At 61.7% G+C, this 16,532-nt stretch carries 26 protein-coding genes; 25 read left to right on the top strand and 1 reads right to left on the bottom strand.

Translation table 11 applies throughout. The annotated features are described in order from the left end of the window. Positions 1-37 precede the first annotated feature (37 nt). From ACRQ5Q_RS14740 to ACRQ5Q_RS14710, 7 genes are all read left to right on the top strand, one after another. Entirely contained in the window at positions 38-430 is a 393-nt protein-coding gene (locus ACRQ5Q_RS14740; RefSeq protein ID WP_439398573.1) for a DUF6197 family protein, read from the top strand. Continuing rightward, on the top strand, positions 430-645 hold the full coding sequence (locus ACRQ5Q_RS14735; protein WP_439398571.1) for a hypothetical protein: 216 nt from the start codon (positions 430-432) through the stop codon (positions 643-645). Before ACRQ5Q_RS14740 ends, ACRQ5Q_RS14735 begins: the two co-directional genes overlap by 1 nt. Positions 646-689: 44 nt before the next feature. After that, the gene (locus ACRQ5Q_RS14730; RefSeq protein WP_439398570.1) at positions 690-1,400 is read left to right on the top strand and encodes a hypothetical protein; all 711 of its coding nucleotides are present in this window, start codon (positions 690-692) and stop codon (positions 1,398-1,400) included. Positions 1,401-1,464: 64 nt separating this feature from the next. Continuing rightward, the gene (locus ACRQ5Q_RS14725) at positions 1,465-1,680 is read left to right on the top strand and encodes a hypothetical protein (protein ID WP_439398568.1); all 216 of its coding nucleotides are present in this window, start codon (positions 1,465-1,467) and stop codon (positions 1,678-1,680) included. Positions 1,681-1,685: 5 nt separating this feature from the next. Beyond that, on the top strand, positions 1,686-1,850 hold the full coding sequence (locus tag ACRQ5Q_RS14720; RefSeq protein ID WP_439398566.1) for a hypothetical protein: 165 nt from the start codon (positions 1,686-1,688) through the stop codon (positions 1,848-1,850). Beyond that, positions 1,847-2,068 (top strand): hypothetical protein, encoded by a 222-nt coding sequence (locus ACRQ5Q_RS14715; protein WP_439398564.1) that lies wholly within the window; start codon positions 1,847-1,849, stop codon positions 2,066-2,068. Before ACRQ5Q_RS14720 ends, ACRQ5Q_RS14715 begins: the two co-directional genes overlap by 4 nt. After that, the gene (locus ACRQ5Q_RS14710) at positions 2,065-2,358 is read left to right on the top strand and encodes a hypothetical protein (RefSeq protein WP_439398563.1); all 294 of its coding nucleotides are present in this window, start codon (positions 2,065-2,067) and stop codon (positions 2,356-2,358) included. Before ACRQ5Q_RS14715 ends, ACRQ5Q_RS14710 begins: the two co-directional genes overlap by 4 nt. 161 nt (positions 2,359-2,519) lie before the next feature. On the opposite strand, the gene ACRQ5Q_RS14705 is transcribed toward ACRQ5Q_RS14710, so the two are convergent. Beyond that, positions 2,520-2,876, bottom strand: a complete 357-nt coding sequence (locus tag ACRQ5Q_RS14705; RefSeq protein WP_439398561.1) for a hypothetical protein — start codon at positions 2,874-2,876, stop codon at positions 2,520-2,522. Here ACRQ5Q_RS14705 and ACRQ5Q_RS14700 point away from each other — a divergent pair. From ACRQ5Q_RS14700 to ACRQ5Q_RS14615, 18 genes are all read left to right on the top strand, one after another. Then, complete coding sequence (locus tag ACRQ5Q_RS14700) at positions 2,875-3,528, top strand: antitoxin of toxin-antitoxin stability system (RefSeq protein WP_439398559.1); 654 nt, start codon at positions 2,875-2,877, stop codon at positions 3,526-3,528. The two genes, ACRQ5Q_RS14705 and ACRQ5Q_RS14700, sit on opposite strands and share 2 nt — an antisense overlap. Next, entirely contained in the window at positions 3,525-3,965 is a 441-nt protein-coding gene (locus ACRQ5Q_RS14695) for a hypothetical protein (RefSeq protein WP_439398557.1), read from the top strand. The genes ACRQ5Q_RS14700 and ACRQ5Q_RS14695 overlap by 4 nt, the downstream gene beginning before the upstream one ends. A gap of 203 nt (positions 3,966-4,168) precedes the next feature. Then, complete coding sequence (locus ACRQ5Q_RS14690) at positions 4,169-4,453, top strand: hypothetical protein (protein ID WP_439398556.1); 285 nt, start codon at positions 4,169-4,171, stop codon at positions 4,451-4,453. Positions 4,454-4,499: 46 nt separating this feature from the next. Continuing rightward, a complete protein-coding gene (locus ACRQ5Q_RS14685) occupies positions 4,500-4,709 on the top strand; it encodes a hypothetical protein (protein ID WP_439398554.1) in 210 nt (69 codons plus the stop codon). A 58-nt stretch (positions 4,710-4,767) separates the two neighbouring features. Then, positions 4,768-6,138 (top strand): DUF4942 domain-containing protein, encoded by a 1,371-nt coding sequence (locus tag ACRQ5Q_RS14680; RefSeq protein WP_439398552.1) that lies wholly within the window; start codon positions 4,768-4,770, stop codon positions 6,136-6,138. Positions 6,139-6,177: 39 nt separating this feature from the next. Then, positions 6,178-6,597 carry a hypothetical protein gene (locus ACRQ5Q_RS14675; RefSeq protein WP_439398550.1) on the top strand — a complete coding sequence of 140 codons (420 nt, stop codon included), beginning with the start codon at positions 6,178-6,180 and terminating at the stop codon, positions 6,595-6,597. A gap of 52 nt (positions 6,598-6,649) precedes the next feature. Then, the gene (locus ACRQ5Q_RS14670; RefSeq protein WP_439398549.1) at positions 6,650-7,378 is read left to right on the top strand and encodes a hypothetical protein; all 729 of its coding nucleotides are present in this window, start codon (positions 6,650-6,652) and stop codon (positions 7,376-7,378) included. Between the two features lie 40 nt (positions 7,379-7,418). Further along, a complete protein-coding gene (locus ACRQ5Q_RS14665; protein ID WP_439398547.1) occupies positions 7,419-7,907 on the top strand; it encodes a hypothetical protein in 489 nt (162 codons plus the stop codon). Next, positions 7,907-8,287 carry a hypothetical protein gene (locus tag ACRQ5Q_RS14660; protein ID WP_439398545.1) on the top strand — a complete coding sequence of 127 codons (381 nt, stop codon included), beginning with the start codon at positions 7,907-7,909 and terminating at the stop codon, positions 8,285-8,287. Before ACRQ5Q_RS14665 ends, ACRQ5Q_RS14660 begins: the two co-directional genes overlap by 1 nt. A 171-nt stretch (positions 8,288-8,458) precedes the next feature. Continuing rightward, complete coding sequence (locus tag ACRQ5Q_RS14655) at positions 8,459-10,177, top strand: AAA family ATPase (RefSeq protein WP_439398543.1); 1,719 nt, start codon at positions 8,459-8,461, stop codon at positions 10,175-10,177. A gap of 9 nt (positions 10,178-10,186) precedes the next feature. Beyond that, positions 10,187-10,360, top strand: a complete 174-nt coding sequence (locus ACRQ5Q_RS14650) for a hypothetical protein (protein WP_439398541.1) — start codon at positions 10,187-10,189, stop codon at positions 10,358-10,360. A gap of 67 nt (positions 10,361-10,427) precedes the next feature. Then, the gene (locus ACRQ5Q_RS14645; RefSeq protein WP_439398539.1) at positions 10,428-11,282 is read left to right on the top strand and encodes a hypothetical protein; all 855 of its coding nucleotides are present in this window, start codon (positions 10,428-10,430) and stop codon (positions 11,280-11,282) included. A gap of 74 nt (positions 11,283-11,356) precedes the next feature. Continuing rightward, positions 11,357-11,698 (top strand): hypothetical protein, encoded by a 342-nt coding sequence (locus ACRQ5Q_RS14640; RefSeq protein ID WP_439398537.1) that lies wholly within the window; start codon positions 11,357-11,359, stop codon positions 11,696-11,698. A 113-nt stretch (positions 11,699-11,811) separates the two neighbouring features. Next, complete coding sequence (locus tag ACRQ5Q_RS14635) at positions 11,812-13,389, top strand: PEP-utilizing enzyme (protein ID WP_439398535.1); 1,578 nt, start codon at positions 11,812-11,814, stop codon at positions 13,387-13,389. 682 nt (positions 13,390-14,071) lie between these two features. Further along, the gene (locus ACRQ5Q_RS14630; protein ID WP_439398533.1) at positions 14,072-14,995 is read left to right on the top strand and encodes a hypothetical protein; all 924 of its coding nucleotides are present in this window, start codon (positions 14,072-14,074) and stop codon (positions 14,993-14,995) included. Then, entirely contained in the window at positions 14,992-15,216 is a 225-nt protein-coding gene (locus tag ACRQ5Q_RS14625; RefSeq protein ID WP_439398532.1) for a hypothetical protein, read from the top strand. Before ACRQ5Q_RS14630 ends, ACRQ5Q_RS14625 begins: the two co-directional genes overlap by 4 nt. Positions 15,217-15,388: 172 nt before the next feature. After that, entirely contained in the window at positions 15,389-15,781 is a 393-nt protein-coding gene (locus ACRQ5Q_RS14620) for a hypothetical protein (protein WP_439398530.1), read from the top strand. Positions 15,782-15,914: 133 nt separating this feature from the next. Continuing rightward, positions 15,915-16,298 carry a hypothetical protein gene (locus ACRQ5Q_RS14615; RefSeq protein WP_439398528.1) on the top strand — a complete coding sequence of 128 codons (384 nt, stop codon included), beginning with the start codon at positions 15,915-15,917 and terminating at the stop codon, positions 16,296-16,298. Positions 16,299-16,532 lie beyond the last annotated feature (234 nt).

The raw sequence follows: 16,532 nt of genomic DNA, 5'->3' as shown, positions 1-16,532 counted from the left end.
CGCCGGTCGCAGCCGGCCAACACCAAGGAGACCGACCGTGAAGAGTATCAAGCAAATCATCATCGATGCCCGCGCCCTGATCGCCGACAAGGAGCACTGGATACAGGACGAGACGGCGCAGGATCGGGACGGCGCATCCTGTGAGCCGAACGACACGCAGGCCTACTGCTTCTGCGCGCAGGGCGCGCTGATCCGCGCTTATGGCGGTGACCTCAAACAGATGGAGTGGATCGCCGCGAGCGACGCTCTGGAGCGCGCAGCCAAGAAGCTATTCCCCGATTCCGCTGACAAGACCAACTTCGCCTACGTGCGAGTGAATGATGGCGAGGTCGGCGCACCCGACGATCCCGACGACGCCAACCTCGCCTACGACCTGGCCCACGAGAACATCCTCAAGGTGTTTGACCTCGCGATCGCGGAGGCCGCGTGATGCCACGCATTTATACATCGTGCAGCGACCCGCTCGACTTCTGTCGCGAATGCTTCCCGTCCGAGGATGAAGCCGAAGATGCCTACGGCAACCTCGGAGACGGTCAGGACGGCCGGGGCAATTGCTTCGGCTACAACGAGGACCATCCCGACTACGAGGACACCGACTATCGGTGCGAGACGTGCAAAACGCCCCTTACCGCCAAAGATAACTGAAATCCACTCGCCCGTTCGCAGCGGGCACAAGGAGACCAACTGAAATGAGAAAGACCTCGCTCAAGGTGCTCGTCGCCTGTGAGTTCACGGGAACTGTGCGGCGCGCGTTCGCCGCACGCGGCCACGACGCATGGTCCTGCGACCTGCTCCCGGCGCTCGACCGCAACAACAAGCACATTGTCGGGGACGTCCGCGACATCCTCGACGACGACTGGGACTTCCTCATGGTCGCTCACCCGCCTTGCACCCGCCTCTGCAACAGCGGCGTGCGCTGGCTGACCGACCCACCCGGCAAACTGACCGCCGAGCACTACAGCAAGGCCGAGATCGAGGCCTATAAGAAGATGAACCGCAAGCAGCGACTCGACTTCATGTGGTTCAAGCTGGAGGAAGGTGCCAAGCTGTTCTCGACACTCTGGAACGCAAAGATACCGATGAAGGTTCTGGAGAACCCGGTGATGCACCCGCATGCCAAGGAGCGCATCAAGAACTACCGGCCGCCAATCCAGTCCATCCAGCCGTGGATGTTCGGCGACTTCGAGACGAAGCGCACCTGCTTCTGGGGCGATGGCGTCGAGCCGCTGGTTCCGACGTATCGGACGATTGCCGAGTGTCGCAAGGCCCTCGGCCTCAAGCCCGACGCCAAGCCAATCGACCGCGTCCATAAGGCTGCACCTGGCCCGAAGCGCTGGGCGGAGCGCTCAAAATTCTTCCCGAGCGTTGCAAGTGAGATGGCTCGCCAGTGGGCGGGCTGACCTTTTGACCTAACCGGCCGCGTCGCAGCGCGGCCTCCACCCCACCACAAAGGAGACCATCCCCATGAATACCCGTGCCTATGCCGTCCGCGACGACGACATCGTCGTGTCCTCCGCCTATCCGCTTCCCGCCCGTTCGCTCGCCCGGCCGGAGCCCGGCGTCAGCCTCTGGATCGACCGCACCGTCAAAGTGTCGCCGATCGAGGCGATCGCTCTCGCCGTCGGCCACGTCGCGCTCGGCGTGATAATCGGCCTCGCCCTGATCGCCTACGGCTGGTGAGCGCGATGGAAAAATTTGTCGTCATTCTCCTCAACAGCAGCGACGGTGAACTCGACCGCCTCGAACTCGAATGCACTGAGGAACAGCTCGGCGCCCGCATCGGTCACTGGCTCGAAGAGATCACCCTCTCAGCTGGCGACACCATCCGGATCGAAGGAGCAGCGCCATGAAAACCATCTATCGGTACGATGACCCGCAAGGTCGCGGCATGGTCCGCTTGGTCGAACGCTCTGCTACGCCGCCTTTGGTCGTGATCCTCGACGTCCCCGGCGAGTGCGTCGCATGGGCGCCGTTCGATCACAAGTTCCACGCCTTCTGCGCCTTCGCGAACCTCGCGGACCGCTTCATCGCGGATGCGCCGGTCTCATTGGAGGGGTTGATCCAATGAGCAACATCGCACCCCTGATCGACGACTTCGCGCTGCTCAAGGCGCAGATGGCCGACCTCGAGGAGAAGATCAAGCCGCTTCGCGATCAGATCGAGGCACTAGGCGAAGGTGCCTACGAAGGAACCTTCTACCGCGTCACCGTGAGCAAGAGCGAACGCGCGAACCTGGACTCCAAGGCGGTCCGCAAGAAGTTGTCGCGGCAATTCATCCAAGCCAACACGACCTACACGCCGGTCACGACCGTGCGTGTCACGGGCCGGACCGCGGTCGACGTCAAGACTGAGGGCTGACCGATGGGCCCAGCTCTCGAGATCAACTTCGCCTTTTGAGGCTTGATCATCATGGCCGCCATCAAGCTGCACGGATGGCTTTCGTAGCGACGCTTTCGCAGAGCGTTGCGCCTCAACTTAAAGGAGACCAACAAATGACACGTCATATCGGAGGATCGCTACTACCATCCAGCGATCAACGCATCCTTCAACCCGTCGATACAGCGTTTGGCACCTTGCAGGTGCGACCGATCACCGAACTTGATGCCTACGGCCTCTTTCACCGACACGACCGAGGCGAGACGCTTCTGGTAACGCACGCCAACGGATACTCCTGTCATGCCCTGCTTGAGCGCATGGTGCGGCAGGATAGAGAGGCCGCGCTTAATCAGGTGAAATACATCCTCGCCTGCGGCGGGACCGCCCGTCACCCGGAGTACATAATCGCCGATATGCCGGCGAAACCGCACACGCCGGCCGGCTGATCCATCGCGCTTTCGCAGAGCGCTTTCCACCACCCACAAGGAGACCACCACCATGAGAACGATCCAAGTCAACCTCTACCAGCTCGATGAGCTGGACGCCAAAGCCAAGGCCCGAGCCCGCCAGTGGTATCGCGATTGCAACGCCGGCGACAACGACTTCGCCGATGCGGTCATCGAGGACGCTACCGAGATTGCAAATCGAATGGGAATCGATATCGGTCAGCAATCTCATCGGACCGCGGGCGGCAAGACGTGGTACGAGCCCCGCATTTTTTGGAGCGGCTTCTGGAACCAGGGTGACGGTGCCAGCTTCGAGGGCACGTACTCAGCGTCGGACCAACCCGCCTCATTCCTCGTCAAGGAACATGCGCCTCAGGACGAGACGCTTCACAGGATCGCCGAACGGCTCGACCTGTTACAGGGCAAGCACGATCATAAGCTGACGGCAAGCATCACCCGCACCGACACGCGATATGCCCACGCCTACACGATGCAGATCGACGTCGCCATCGATGGCGACGACGACAAAGCCGTCCCGACCGAGGATAAGCGCGAACTGCTCAACGCGTTTCGCGACTTAGCCAACTGGATTTATCGCGGGCTTGAGGACTCCTACAACTACGCCAACTCCGACGAGCAGATCGACGAGATAATCCGCCTCAACGAATACGAGTTCTACAGCAACGGCGAGAGGGCGCGGTCGTGACCAGGCAGAACGCCCCCACCTTCCGCTGGAAGCTGTCCTATATGGGCGGCGTCGAGTACGAAGTCTTCGATGAGACCGGCCACTACCGCGTCGAAATCAGACAGCACAGTCCCGACGCATACGAACTGTCGATCGCTAATGGCGACGATGTCAGGTCAGCGTGGAAATCGGCGGTCGGAATACTGCGGCGCGCCTCCGGTTTCTCGAAGCGCGTCGACGGTCACCACTCGTTTGAGGTCCCTCCAGACGTGGTGGACGCCTTCAATGAATGGCGGATGGAGCAGCACCTTGCGATGATCGCCAACATGGAGTCGCAACCCGAGCGCTACGGCGTCATCGCCCCTGATGACGAGCTGCGCAAACCACCGCATCTCGCTCGCGGTGGCGACTACAATTATGAGGACCATCGCTGGGAAGTCACCCACGCACTGGCATAGGAGGAGAAGTATGCAAATCGTTTGGATGCTGGCGTTTTTCACCGCCTATGCCGGCCTGTTTTGGTTCAACCGCAAAACGTGGTGGCCGATTTAATCGGCCATTGGTTCATGCGACTTCCCGACGGTGCGGCCCCTCGCGGGCCGCACAACGGGGCGCCGCCCCTCCGCTTTCGCAGAGCGGACCCACCATCAAGGAGACCACCATGTCAAAGTTTAGAATTGCGTTTGAGTGCAGTGCCGCCGTCGGCGTCGAGATCGAGGTCGATGCCGACAACCGGGATGACGCCCAGCGGATCGGCGCACGCTGGCTGCGCAAGAACGAGCGGCGCATCGTGCAAGCCGTGGATGACCTGCTGATCGTGCAGGAGCCGGCGGTCACCGGCTACGCTCAGGTGTCAAAGCTGCCGATTACCCATATCGGCGCTTCGCTCGATGAAGGCGGATTCGAGCTCGTCGACGCTTTCGAGCCTGATTCCATCACGTCCTGATCCACCGCCCGATTTCGCAGAGCGGACCCCACCAAGGAGATCAATCATGACGATGCACACCGAGCTCTATTGCGACAGGCTCACCGAGATCGATCCGGTGAAGGCGATCCGAGCCGTACATCAGGCCTACCTGCAACTCAACGCAACGAAGGATGTCGCTCTGACCGAGAGCTACGACAACAAGCCATCCATCGCAGCCCTCGCATCCGTCCTCAAAACAGCCGGTCACCCCGGCTTCCAAGACTTCCAAGGCTAACCACCCCAACGGCCGTTCGCAGCGGCCGCCCCTCCCCATCAGCAAGGAGACCACCCCAATGAACGCTCACGTCAAGATCGGGCACGAGATCGCCCTGCAACGCAGTCTGCCCGATGTCGTCGAGGAATATGAGACCAAGAAGGCTGGGCTTATGGATGCACTCCGCGCCGCCGGTAAGGCCTGCGGCGACCTCGCGATGGCAGCGACCGTCGGCGGAACCTACGGCGAGACCAACATCAACTCCAGCCTGCCCGCGGAATGGGCGCTGGAGCAACATCTACTCAAGTCGGCGTGGAAGCACGTCTACGATGGCCTCAACATCGAACGCCTCGCCAGTCCGGTCGATAAGCAGCGCTGGAAGCAATCGCTGGAGAAGCCGGCGCCGTTCACGCTCGACAACATCCGCGGCACCTTCGGCAAATACATCACCGACCCGCGTGGCAATATCCTGAGAGCCCTCGCCGAGGTGTTCTGCGGCCTCGACCCCGCGTTCAAGAGCCACGACAAGATGAAGATCGGCGTCAAGGGTCTTCCTAAGCGGGTGATCCTGTCCAACGTCTCCAGCTACAGCAGCTACGGCCGGGATAAGCTGCAAAGCATACTCAACGCGCTCGCCGCCATCCAGGGAAAGCCACTTGTCAGCTATCGCGAGCTGGATGTCCTGTTGAATGACGAGAATGGGTTGCTGAAAGCTGGAGACCTGCCGAAGGATCGATATGACCGGGAGGTCTACACGACGCCCGGCCGCGGCGTGCGGCTGCGCCGCTTCGACAACGGCAACGGCCACCTTTTCTTCGAGCCAGATACCCTCAAGGACATCAACCTTGCGCTCGCCGAGTTCTACGGCGACGTACTGCCCGACACCCCGGATGAGAACCCAACCAAGCAGAAGTCAACAGCGGTCTCCAAGGACCTGCAATACTATCCGACGCCGGCGAAGGTGGTGGAGGACGTCATCGATAACCTCTACCAGATCGAAGGCGCTAAGATCTTGGAGCCGTCGTGCGGGTGCGGCCGGTTTATGGACGCTCTGCGCAAGAAGCGCGCCCACGTCTACGGCTTCGAGGTCGATCCTGGCCGCGCGGCCATCTGCCGTGCCAAGGGCCACACTGTCTATCACGGCAACTTCCTTGAGTCCTCGCCGACCGGTGACTTCGACTACGTCTGCATGAACCCACCGTTCTACGGACGTCACTGGCTCCTGCACGTCATCCACGCGTTCAAGTTCCTCAAGCCGGGCGGAACGCTCAAGGCGATCCTGCCGATCACGGCGCGCGACGTCCCGGACCTGATCGAGCAGGTCGGCGCCGCCAAGCCATCACGGTGGGGCGATGGCGCATTTAGCGACCTTCCCGTCGGGTCATTCTCGGAGAGTGGGACCAATATCAACACCACGGTGCTCACCCTCCTCGCACCGAATAACGACTAATCCCCCATCGGGCTTCGCAGGCCAAACAAGGAGACCATCATGACCACCATCGAAGATATCTACACCGCCCTCAACCCTCTGCCGGCCATGCTCTCGACAAAGGGAAAGATTGAGCCGATAGCGACCTTCACATTGGAAACAAATGCCGGGATCAGCGTGTCGCTCTCGTGGAGGAAGCCACATTCCGGCAACAACTGGGAACGTGAGTACCAGTCTGCGTATGGCCAGACCTTCGAGGAGACGCTTGCCAAGACTATCAACTACATCACGAAACTGCCGTCGGCTGAGGACGCCAAGCTCCAGGATTTCATGAAGCGCCTCGGCAAGGTGATCGACGTCGGCAAGGACTACGGCGTCAGCGTTGATTTCCTGAACCCGCTTCTCGAAAGCATGAAGCGGCTATCCGAGAACGCAATCACCTACGTCCCAGACCCGCAACACGACGACATCCCGCTCTGATCACCACGACCAACACCGCGGGCTTTCGCAGAGCCCAAGCAAGGAGACCAACATGACCAAAGTCACAGTCCACGTCCTATCCACCTGCATTCCGGACGAGAACGAGCCATGCCTCCCCAGCGTGTTCGGCACGCTGGCAGAGGCCGAGACGCAGTTCGCCGAGTTCATGCGCTCGGAGTGGGAACACAACGCTCCCGACGACGGCGACGGCAAGCCGCCTTTCCCCGACGACCCCAACGAGGCGCACGACAAAATGTCGGAGAATAACCCGGATTGGGGGCGCTACGAAATCTCGACGCATCGGGTCGACGTGCCGATCGTCGGGAAGATGCTCGCCATGTTGGACCGCATCCACTCGGCTCTCGACACGTCGACGCCGGAGACGCTGGCGGGCAATACCGCCATCCTGTTCGACGAGATCGGCTGCCTGATCGCGGAAGCGAAGGGCGAGTACAACCCTGATGATCCTGCCACTGATGTCAAAACGCAGAACGGCACCGCCTTTAAATACGAAGAATTGAAGGAGGCATTCGGCTTCCGCGTCGGCCAGTTCGTGACGATGACCTGCATCAGCAAGGGTGAGGATCATGAAGGCACCGAGCACACTGTCGCGCCGGGCGGCAAGGGCAAGATCGATCGCATCGAGCGCCTGCCTGCGCCGCAAGGCATCAACATCACCGTCGTCATCGAGACCGGCAAGTTCGATGCCGATGGCGACATGCTCTACATCGTCAATTCCTTCGATGAGGAGGACGGCCACCCGACCGCCTTCTTCCACTAACCATCACGGGCTTCGCAGGCCCACACACAAGGAGACCGACATGGCCGATACGATCTGGACCACCATGCACATTGGCGGCGCGCTGCCGTCGAACCTGATCGAGGATTTTCTCGACGAGATCAAGACGGACTTCTCCTATGAGTGCCAGTCGGCGCCCGATAGCGAGGACGATATCCGCGTAATCGTGAAGGACCGCGTCAGCCTGCTCTTGCAGGCCCACGTCGCCGGCAGTCCGGACAATGTGATCCGGTTCTGTAAGGATCACGGCATGCCCTTCTGGGTGCACTACGACGCCGGCTACGAGTGGGAATCCTACATCGTTATCTGGCGGCCCAGCATGGTCAAGGAGGAGGAGTGCCCGGCATCTTCGCAGGGCTACACACCGCAGGCTGACCTCGCCGACCTTCGGCGATGGCTGGCAGCAGGGTGGACCCTGGAGCGAGCCGTTGAAGAAGTCTCCCGGTTCGAGAGCAGCAACGTCCCGGCGCTCACCATCACCGAAGTCGCCGAAGCTAAGGAGGATGCGTGATGAAAGTCTGGGTCCTGATCATCGACCATCGTCACGGCACAGATGTCACCGTCCACGCCTCCAAGCTAGAGGCTGATGCTATAATGTACGCCTACTGCGACAAGTGGTGGGAACGAGAGTATCCAGACGAGCCGCGCCCCGACGACTCCAAGTTGGTCGCACGCTATTGGGAGCGTCAGTCCGATCAGGGGGAGGAGTCGTACCTCCTCGAGGAGCGTGAGATTAACGACCTCCAGTTCCCGCCGATCCTGATCACCGAGAACCCCTACGGCGTTAAACCCGGATTCTACACCCGGCCCGATATCGTACGGCTGCTAAAGCTGCACGCCGCGAGTGTGCTCGCAGTGCGTCTCATCGCAAAGGCAATCGGAGGGGAGTAGTGATGCGCCTCCCGAGTCTATCGACACCTGCATCTCTCGAACGTGACCTCACCATCTTTCTGGTTGGCATCGCGGTTGGCGCCGCGCTGGCAATTGGCTGGACTTTCACCTAAACCCCCTTGGGAAGGCGTTCGCAGCGCCTTCCCACGACCCCACACAAGGAGACCAAGCATGACTGACGCTACAACTGCGCCCGCAACCGAGCGCAAGAAGACCAAGAGCGACGAGGTTGCCGCCGACATCGTCGCCCTGCTCCGAGCTCGTAATCCCCTGCTCTGGATCGTCACCCGCGAGGAAGCGCGTGTCGAGCGCTACCTGATGGAGGCGGCTGCTGCCGCTGGCTACGTCCCCCGCACATGGGACTGCGGTAAGGGGATTGCCGACATGGCCGGCAAGACCGACGACTTCGGCCGCGACTATGTGGACATCGGCGAGACCTTGAAGCTGATCTGGAGCCGAGCCTCCGATGATGCCAAGGCCGACCGCGGCGCGTGGATCATGCGCGATCTACCGCCGTGGCTCGCCGGTCCCGCCGGCATGGTCTCGACCCGGCAGGTGCGCAACCTGGCTCGCGACCTGCCCGGCCTCGCACGCGACAAGGCGCAGGCCCTGATCGTGCTCTCGCCGATCCGCGAGACCCCACCGGAGCTCGCCGGCCATGCCACCGTCATCGAATGGCCGATGCCGGACCGCGAGGAAATCGCGGCTCTGCTCGACGGCGCGATCAACGTGCTGCCCGAGTACGAGAACAAGATCGATCCGGACACCGGCAAACCTGTCTATGACGGCGACGGCGCGCCGATCCCCGACAAAACCAAGCCGATGCGGGCGAAGGCTGCCCCCAACGGGGTGCGCGACGCTGCGATCGATGCTGCGATCGGCCTCTCTGGCGAGGAGGCGCAGGCCTGCTACGCCAAGAGCCTCGTGCAGACTCGCCGGATCGACCCGGTGACGGTCTCGAAGGAAAAGAAGCGCGTCATCGCTCGCGAGGGCGTCCTGGAGTGGTTCGATCCGCTGCCGGGCGGTCTCGAAGCGGTCGGCGGGCTCGAGAACCTGAAAGAGTGGCTGGAACAGCGCAAGCTGGCCTACAGCAAGGAGGCCCGTGCCTACGGCCTCCCCTCTCCCAAGGGGACGTTCCTTGTCGGCATCCCCGGCTGCGGCAAGTCGCTCATCTCGAAAGCGACCGCGACCGCGTTCGGCGTTCCGCTCCTCAAGATGGACCTGGGCGCGCTCAAGGGCAAGTTTGTCGGCGAGAGCGAGGCAAACCTGCGCAGGGCGCTCCGCACCATCGAGGCGATCGGCCGCTGTGTCGTCTGGATCGATGAGATCGAGAAGGCCATGGCGGGCGCCACGCAGGGCGGCGCCGACGGCGGCGTATCGACCGACCAGCTCGGTGCCCTCCTGCAATGGATGCAGGAGCGGCAGAGCGAGTCCTTTGTCATCGCCACCGCCAACAACGTGGAGAGCCTACCGCCGGAGCTGCTTCGCAAGGGCCGCTTCGATGAGTTCTGGTTCGTCGACCTTCCCAATGAGGCCGAACGACTGGAAGTCTTGCGCGCGGGGCTCAAGGCCCACGGCCGCAGCCTCTCCGATCTCGACCCATCGCGTGTCAAGGAAGTGGTCAAATATACCGACCAGTTCACCGGCTCCGAGATCGCTGCAATCGTGCCCGACGCCCTGTTCACCGCATTCGCGGATAGCGCGCGTCAGATCACGGTCGAAGATCTTTGCGCCTCCGCGCGAGCGGTGACGCCGCTCGCCGTGACCGCGGAGAGCAAGATCAAGGCGCTGCGTGACTGGGCCAAGGGTAAGGCCCGCCTCGCCTCTAAGGTGATCGAGGACAAGCCGAAGGTTACAGTCGTCGGCGGTGGCCGCGCGATCGACATCTGAGGACAGGCAATGATCAAAGCCTACCGCAACGAACTCGGCGGCTGGACCGCCGAGTATCGCGATCGGAACGGCTTCTGGCGCAAGGCTCACGATGCCAGACGCATTCCGCTCAACTGTGAAACGGAGGCGCTTGCGCTCTCCGTCGCACGCTACCGCCGGCGCCGCTTGCGGCGCTGGCTCTGACCCTCCACCACTGACCAACTACCTACCCAACGCGGCTTCGCAGGCCGCATTCAAGGAGACTGAAGATATGACTATTCAAGCAAGCACGATCCGTCCTGGCATGTTGGTGGTTCTGAAAAGTTCCGTCAGCGGCAACGTCTCGCACTCCAAGCAGGTGATCGAGGCCGAGACCAAGACATCGGACGGTGCGCTCAAGGCTCGCTGGGAGACCGAGCGCGTCGTCGCCAACCCCGAAGAGTTCGCGGAGGCGACCAAGCTGCGAAACGCTGCCCGGCAGAAGATCGCCGGCATGTGTATCCAGACCGCTTTCGGCCTGCTCTGCCCGGAAGAGAAGGTCGAGCAGCTGGACGCACGCGTCATCGAGGCGCAGGCGATCTGCGAGGAGTTCAACAAGCGCGCGCAGTGCACCACGATCGGCATCTACATCGTCGCCGGTCGGGTGGCCGCCGATGACGCGCAGGCGGTGCGCGCCATCAACAGCGAAGTCCGCGACCTCATGGAGACTATGGAGGCTGGCCTCAAGGAGCTCAACGTTGAGAAGGTGCGCGGTGCCGCAGACAAGGCCCGCAGCCTCGGCGCCATGCTCTCTCCGGCGGCGGCCGAGCGCGTCAAGGGGGCCATCGACATCGCCCGCAAGGCGGCGACCGAGATGAAGAAGGCGGCCGAACAGGGCGCGGCCGAGATCGACCTGGCTGCCATCCAGAAGCTGACGGCCAGCCGCACCGCCTTCCTCGACATCGATCAGGCTCCGGCCGAGATCGAGGCGCCCACCCACGAGGCCCGCATGATCGATCTCGCCCCGACGGAGGTCGAGCACGTCGCCACCGAGGCGCCTGCGATCGACCTCGCGCCGACCGAGGAGGAGACGATTGCTCCGGCCCCGCTCGCTGCGCCGGTGCCGCAGTTCGAGATGGGCGAGTAACCGAAGCACAAGTGTTCCCGGCGGGCTTCGCGGGCCCGTCGGCCACCCATCACTCATCCAAGGAGATAGAAACAATGCCGTGCGACACCCAACCCTTTGACCCAGGACAAACTCTCGCCGAGCGCAAAGAACAAGTCAAAAAGGTTATCGACCTCGTCGCCAGAGAAATCGTCAACGGACGCGTCAAGCCGATCGTCGGCCCGCAAGGCGCTATCACCTTCGACGGACTGACCGACAAGGTGCGCGGCGGCGTCCGAGATAGCTGCATATATCGACGCATCATGTCCACAGGCTCGGCGATGGCGAAGCAGCAGATCGCCCGCGCCGAGCAACTGGCCGGGCGTAAGATCGATGCGAAAGCCGTCGCCGGCGGAATCCATAGCCACGACGGAGGACGGAGTTGGCACGGACACTGATCAAAGTGCGCTGGCCGCATGGCGGCTGGCTCGTCTGGAATTGGGACGCGTGTCGATGGGACCTCGTTCCTGAATAGAACGCCACTTCGCAGGTGGCACCAAGGAGACCAACCATGTCCATCACCGAAGCCTGCTTCAAGGTCGAAGGCAGGTTCATGACCGAGATCGCACGCACCCGCGTGATCGAAGGCCGCTACGACCACGGCTACCGCATCCTGCACGATGGCCTGCACGGCATCAGCTCTGATCAGGTCATCTCCATCCTCAACGGCGATTGTAAGCTGATCGGCGTCAACGAAGTCGAGTTGGTCGAGGACGGCGATGTCGAGTGGAAGAAACGCCTGCTGGAAATGTTCGGCGGGACATGGGTGACCAGCAGCGGGCGCTTCATGCGCCCGTATGCCGTGGTGACCTCGTGGGGTCCGGACGATATGTCATCCGGCGACCGCATCACAAAGGACAGCGATAGCATCAAGGGCAAGCGCGACCGTCAGGAGCACGCCGGGTCCAGCCTCTACTACGCCGACGATCCGCAGCGCGATGTCCTTAAGGTGCTGCGCACCGACCTTAAGTCGATCGTCGACGACTGGGACCTCGCGCCCGACAAGCACGGCCGCTACCACTTCCTGTTTCAGGAGGTTCGCAACTACCCCTTCCAGCTCGTGCCGGCACATAGCGAGGCGCAGGCCGCGCTCGACCAGTATGTCGCCGTCGGGCGGCGTCTCAAACGCGTGGGCTATGCCGAGCGGTTCCCGGCTGAGCGATACCGGGTGCGCTACGAGACGAACGACCCGACCGAGCCGCGTCCGGCGGTGGAGAGCCACTTCAACCACGCGACCGAGATCGCGCAACGGGACGCCCGCGAGATCGGGCGGCACCGCGCGAAGATGATCGACGCCGAGAAGGCAGGCAGGACCGTCGAGGATATGGATGCGATGCAAGCCATCATGCGCGATGGCGGCCAGTCGCTCAAGAAACGCATTGACGCCTTCCATGAGGCGCTGGCGTTACAGCGTGAGATGCCGAGCCGCATTCCCGCATGGCGCGCACAGATCATCCAGCAGGCCGGAGACGACTGGATCAGTATCACGGTGAACGACAAGGAGATCAAGCTGCCGCGTGCGCCATTCGAGAACTGGTGCCTGTGGCGGACCGACGGTGCTCACCTCGCCATGCCTTGGCAGCAGGTCTCGCCCCAAGGCGTCAAGATGTTCGGAGACGATCCCTACCATACAGACTTCCTGATCGGTGCTGGTCTCGAGCCCGACGCCATGATCGCGGATGGCGATCTGAATGAGGCCATCTACAACCTGCGCCACCGCGTGCAGGAGGAGAAGCTTGGTTTTAAGTGCGCCGTTCTGAGCGGCAATGGAACGGCACGCGGCACCGTCGTGCATCCCAAGCCGCACGACAATGTGCCAGACGACGCCATAGTCGTGCTGCGGGACGCCTCTCCTGCCTATCTCGATCTGGCCCTTAAGGCGAAGGCCGTGATCGTCGAGCGTGGGGGATCGATGGCGCATCTCGTCACGGTTGCGCGCGCACGCGAGGCGATCATCGTCCGCGTTGACAAGGCCCTCAAGCTCTATCCGGTCTACTCCTCCGTTACGGTCGATGCTAGCGCCGGCACGGTACAGCTGCACGAGGGTAACATGAAGTCGATCTGGGAAATTTCCAGACCGGAAGAGTAACCACCGACCCAAGGCCTGTTCGCAGCAGGCGTAATCCGAGGAGACAAACATGCCAAATATTGCGAGGAATGGAGAAAGCTGATGAACGAGAAATCCATACTCGACGATTTCATCAAGGCCGCAACCAACCACGGCCGCGACAGCGAGCCGGATCACGAGGTCGGCGACCTGCAAGACATGCTGCGAACCGCGTGAAAGATCATGACGCCGCAGCAGCGCATCGCCTTCATCAACCACCAAACCCCGCGCGGTATCCTCGACGAGTGGGGCGGCTGATGTGCATCAACCCATCTGCTCGATAAACAACTCGGCCGGCGTTCGCAGCACCGGCCCCTTACCAAAGCAAGGAGACCAAACATGACTTCTGGATTACCACCTGACATCGTCCAAACCGATCGCGATACCACATTGATGCGCATTCGCGAGGACGAAGTTCGTCGAGCGCGATATCATCTTCTGACGGAACAGCGCCTCCTACATGAGATGCGCATTACCTCTAATCTCATATCCTCACCAATTCCGCACCAGGAACGAAGAGTGTGCGCTGCTCTAGATTACGTCTGGGCGGTCCAGGAGACGCTTCGCATAGGAAGAGAGAAACTCGGCTTATAGCTGATCAGGCTTGCTTCCAAGCTCATCACCTTGGCGTTCGCAGCGCCGAGAAACTTCAAGGAGACCATCTATGAACGACCAACAAAAGCCGCCGTGCGACTGCATCATCAAGAGCGGGGAGTTCGGCTATCATGTCGACAGGTGCATATGCGCCAACCAAGGCGACCTATTGGACGCGACAGCTTGGTGCGAAGAGCGTAACAGAATCATCGCACAAACAGCGAGCGTGGTGGACGCGCTAGAACTTGCCGCAGGCAAGATAAACGGCATGGGGATGGCTGCCGCCCATGCCAATGTCTTTGGTCCCCTCAAGGAAGCATATTTTGCCGCCGAAACGGAAATCGCTCAACTCGCAAAGTCGATCAAGAAGGGCGAAGAGGTCACAGATCGCAACGGCCTTAAGCATCATTTTGGTGGTTCACCAAGTGGCGGAGCGGCGTCGCAGCTGCGAAACCTCGTCGACTGGGCATACTTGCACGCGACCGAAGGTGAAGTCTGGCCCAGCTCAAAGACGGCAGATGAGTTGATCGCTGCGGCGGCCGAGCGCGCCCCGAAACAGGCCGACGCGGACTTCATGAAGCGTAAGGTCGTCATGAAGGACAGCAGACAGATCCGAAGCACCGCCGACTGTGGAGAGTTCTTGCCGTTGACGCTCAAACCTCTCGACGATCCGAACCACGATCCAGGCGAACATTCGGTTCTAGACGCGGACACAGCCTATATCTTCAAGCTTGGCTGCACCCGCGACCGCGCCGAGCGGATCGTGGCGGCACTCAACGCCGGCGCCCAACGCGAAGTCACACGGTACGTGGCGACGGTGCGCGTGAAGCAGCTGGCGGAGGAGAGTCTGAGGCCGTGGCAGACCGAGCTGGACGAGATCGTCGGCCATCTCGGCGCGGCCGTCACGCAGTCCACCGATAAGGACGACCGGATCATCATGGACCACGTCCTGGTGGCCCACGAGATCGCGAAGATCGTGCGGAGGAAGGCATGAGCGCGCCAGAGCGAGATCTCAACACCATGCTCAATGCTGCGGAGCTAATGATGCACGGCCTCAAAGATGCGATGGCCATACGCATCGCACGCCAATGGGACGAGAAGTGCAAAGATGTCTCTGAGCTCCGCCTACGCCTGATCGCGGCCGAACAATCGCTCAACACCTACGATGAGCACAAAGACTCCTTCTATTGGCGGAAATACGACAAGCCAATCTGAAAATAAGGTGGCCCCGGAGTTCGCAGCTCCGGGGCCGATGCCTTCGTGAACGATGCAAGGAGACCAGTCCCCACCGTCACGGAGACCACCGACTCATAGGCTGCGCACCGGTTTGGTGCAAGCCCGATGGGTCGATAAACCGCACGACCCCAACCGCAAGGAGACCAAACCCATGTCCATCCGGACACTAAGAGCGATCTTGATTGATCCGTTCGCCTGCGAGGTACGGGAGCTGCAACTCCCCTACTCCGATCTTCGTTCCGTCTACGCCCAACTTTCTCACGAGACCATGCCGGTCGATATGGCACAGCTCGTGGTGCTGTCATCAGCCGACGACCTCTACGTCGATGAAGATGGCCTTACCAAGGGATGCGAGCGTTACTTCCGCATCGCTGGCTATCAACAGGCGCTCGCAGGCAAGGGGATCATCCTCGGCCATAGCAACAGTGAGGCGGACCACGCCGCGACTACGCGCCAATGGGTCGAGGAGCGTGTCACGTTCTTCGAGGTGTTTGTCGGGGGCATCCTCTTGCCAACGGACTCGCCGTGGCGCCGCCGCTATTGACCCTGAAACGGAATTGGGTGCGATATTTTCGCAGACATCGCGCCCTATGATTGGTCCGTTCCCAAGGAGTGAAAGCTGACCGTTCACCACCACTGTTTATATAGGAAGGACCTCGGAGTGATGAAATAGCCACATGAGAAATTACACCATCACGGAACTGCTTCGCGCGATCGAGCGGCTGCCGGCGACGGCACTGCACAGCGATCGACTCGAGAAGAGCGGCTACGCCACCCATCAGGATCACTGGACGACCTGGCTCGGCCAGTACAACAGTTCGGACGGCGGCTACTACGGCCGATCGGACACCGGCATCACCGACGCGCACACGGTCTACCAGCGGCTCAACTGCGGCCCGATGATCTGCTGGCTTGTGGAAGCCGCGGGCGAGAGCCCGATCCTCGTCAAGGCGACCATCCTCAAGATGGCTCGCGAGGGTAACGGCCGCGCACAGACCGAAGCCAAGATCGCCCGCGAAGCCCATCCTTGGGAACGGGCGGCAACCCTACTGTTCCGCTAGACGCGAAAGCCCGGCAGGCATTCCCTGCCGGGCTTTTCTTTTGTCCGGTTTGCGGTATTTAGGCACCTCCACCAATTAGGTCCGTTTCGGTCCTATATACCGGTTCCCGCCCCGTTCCGGCCCCCGGTTCCCGGCCCCGCCGGCCTAGCGGCCCCGCCCGGCCCCGCCTAGCAGGGGTTCAACCGAGGGCAATCGGCCTCAGCCCCTCCGGGCCTGGCGTCCTGCCCCTGCCCC

The sequence above is a fragment of the Bradyrhizobium sp. PMVTL-01 genome (assembly GCF_051861855.1).
Classification (GTDB): Bacteria; Pseudomonadota; Alphaproteobacteria; order Rhizobiales; family Xanthobacteraceae; genus Bradyrhizobium.
Note: the sequence above shows the minus strand (reverse complement) of the source record. Positions and strands in the feature narration are given on the sequence as shown.

What these genes read in the sequence shown, in the direction of transcription:
- ACRQ5Q_RS14725 (WP_439398568.1), top strand. Translation starts at nt 1,465, where the DNA reads ATGAATACCCGTGCCTATGCCGTCCGCGACGACGACATCGTCGTGTCC.
- ACRQ5Q_RS14710 (WP_439398563.1), top strand. Translation starts at nt 2,065, where the DNA reads ATGAGCAACATCGCACCCCTGATCGACGACTTCGCGCTGCTCAAGGCG.
- ACRQ5Q_RS14650 (WP_439398541.1), top strand. Translation starts at nt 10,187, where the DNA reads ATGATCAAAGCCTACCGCAACGAACTCGGCGGCTGGACCGCCGAGTAT.
- ACRQ5Q_RS14620 (WP_439398530.1), top strand. Translation starts at nt 15,389, where the DNA reads ATGTCCATCCGGACACTAAGAGCGATCTTGATTGATCCGTTCGCCTGC.
- ACRQ5Q_RS14705 (WP_439398561.1), bottom strand. Translation starts at nt 2,876, where the DNA reads ATGGTGGTGGTCTCCTTGTGGGTGGTGGAAAGCGCTCTGCGAAAGCGC.
- ACRQ5Q_RS14640 (WP_439398537.1), top strand. Translation starts at nt 11,357, where the DNA reads ATGCCGTGCGACACCCAACCCTTTGACCCAGGACAAACTCTCGCCGAG.
- ACRQ5Q_RS14655 (WP_439398543.1), top strand. Translation starts at nt 8,459, where the DNA reads ATGACTGACGCTACAACTGCGCCCGCAACCGAGCGCAAGAAGACCAAG.
- ACRQ5Q_RS14715 (WP_439398564.1), top strand. Translation starts at nt 1,847, where the DNA reads ATGAAAACCATCTATCGGTACGATGACCCGCAAGGTCGCGGCATGGTC.
- ACRQ5Q_RS14700 (WP_439398559.1), top strand. Translation starts at nt 2,875, where the DNA reads ATGAGAACGATCCAAGTCAACCTCTACCAGCTCGATGAGCTGGACGCC.
- ACRQ5Q_RS14660 (WP_439398545.1), top strand. Translation starts at nt 7,907, where the DNA reads ATGAAAGTCTGGGTCCTGATCATCGACCATCGTCACGGCACAGATGTC.
- ACRQ5Q_RS14720 (WP_439398566.1), top strand. Translation starts at nt 1,686, where the DNA reads ATGGAAAAATTTGTCGTCATTCTCCTCAACAGCAGCGACGGTGAACTC.
- ACRQ5Q_RS14630 (WP_439398533.1), top strand. Translation starts at nt 14,072, where the DNA reads ATGAACGACCAACAAAAGCCGCCGTGCGACTGCATCATCAAGAGCGGG.
- ACRQ5Q_RS14680 (WP_439398552.1), top strand. Translation starts at nt 4,768, where the DNA reads ATGAACGCTCACGTCAAGATCGGGCACGAGATCGCCCTGCAACGCAGT.
- ACRQ5Q_RS14645 (WP_439398539.1), top strand. Translation starts at nt 10,428, where the DNA reads ATGACTATTCAAGCAAGCACGATCCGTCCTGGCATGTTGGTGGTTCTG.
- ACRQ5Q_RS14670 (WP_439398549.1), top strand. Translation starts at nt 6,650, where the DNA reads ATGACCAAAGTCACAGTCCACGTCCTATCCACCTGCATTCCGGACGAG.
- ACRQ5Q_RS14615 (WP_439398528.1), top strand. Translation starts at nt 15,915, where the DNA reads ATGAGAAATTACACCATCACGGAACTGCTTCGCGCGATCGAGCGGCTG.
- ACRQ5Q_RS14625 (WP_439398532.1), top strand. Translation starts at nt 14,992, where the DNA reads ATGAGCGCGCCAGAGCGAGATCTCAACACCATGCTCAATGCTGCGGAG.
- ACRQ5Q_RS14730 (WP_439398570.1), top strand. Translation starts at nt 690, where the DNA reads ATGAGAAAGACCTCGCTCAAGGTGCTCGTCGCCTGTGAGTTCACGGGA.
- ACRQ5Q_RS14635 (WP_439398535.1), top strand. Translation starts at nt 11,812, where the DNA reads ATGTCCATCACCGAAGCCTGCTTCAAGGTCGAAGGCAGGTTCATGACC.
- ACRQ5Q_RS14735 (WP_439398571.1), top strand. Translation starts at nt 430, where the DNA reads ATGCCACGCATTTATACATCGTGCAGCGACCCGCTCGACTTCTGTCGC.
- ACRQ5Q_RS14685 (WP_439398554.1), top strand. Translation starts at nt 4,500, where the DNA reads ATGACGATGCACACCGAGCTCTATTGCGACAGGCTCACCGAGATCGAT.
- ACRQ5Q_RS14665 (WP_439398547.1), top strand. Translation starts at nt 7,419, where the DNA reads ATGGCCGATACGATCTGGACCACCATGCACATTGGCGGCGCGCTGCCG.
- ACRQ5Q_RS14675 (WP_439398550.1), top strand. Translation starts at nt 6,178, where the DNA reads ATGACCACCATCGAAGATATCTACACCGCCCTCAACCCTCTGCCGGCC.
- ACRQ5Q_RS14690 (WP_439398556.1), top strand. Translation starts at nt 4,169, where the DNA reads ATGTCAAAGTTTAGAATTGCGTTTGAGTGCAGTGCCGCCGTCGGCGTC.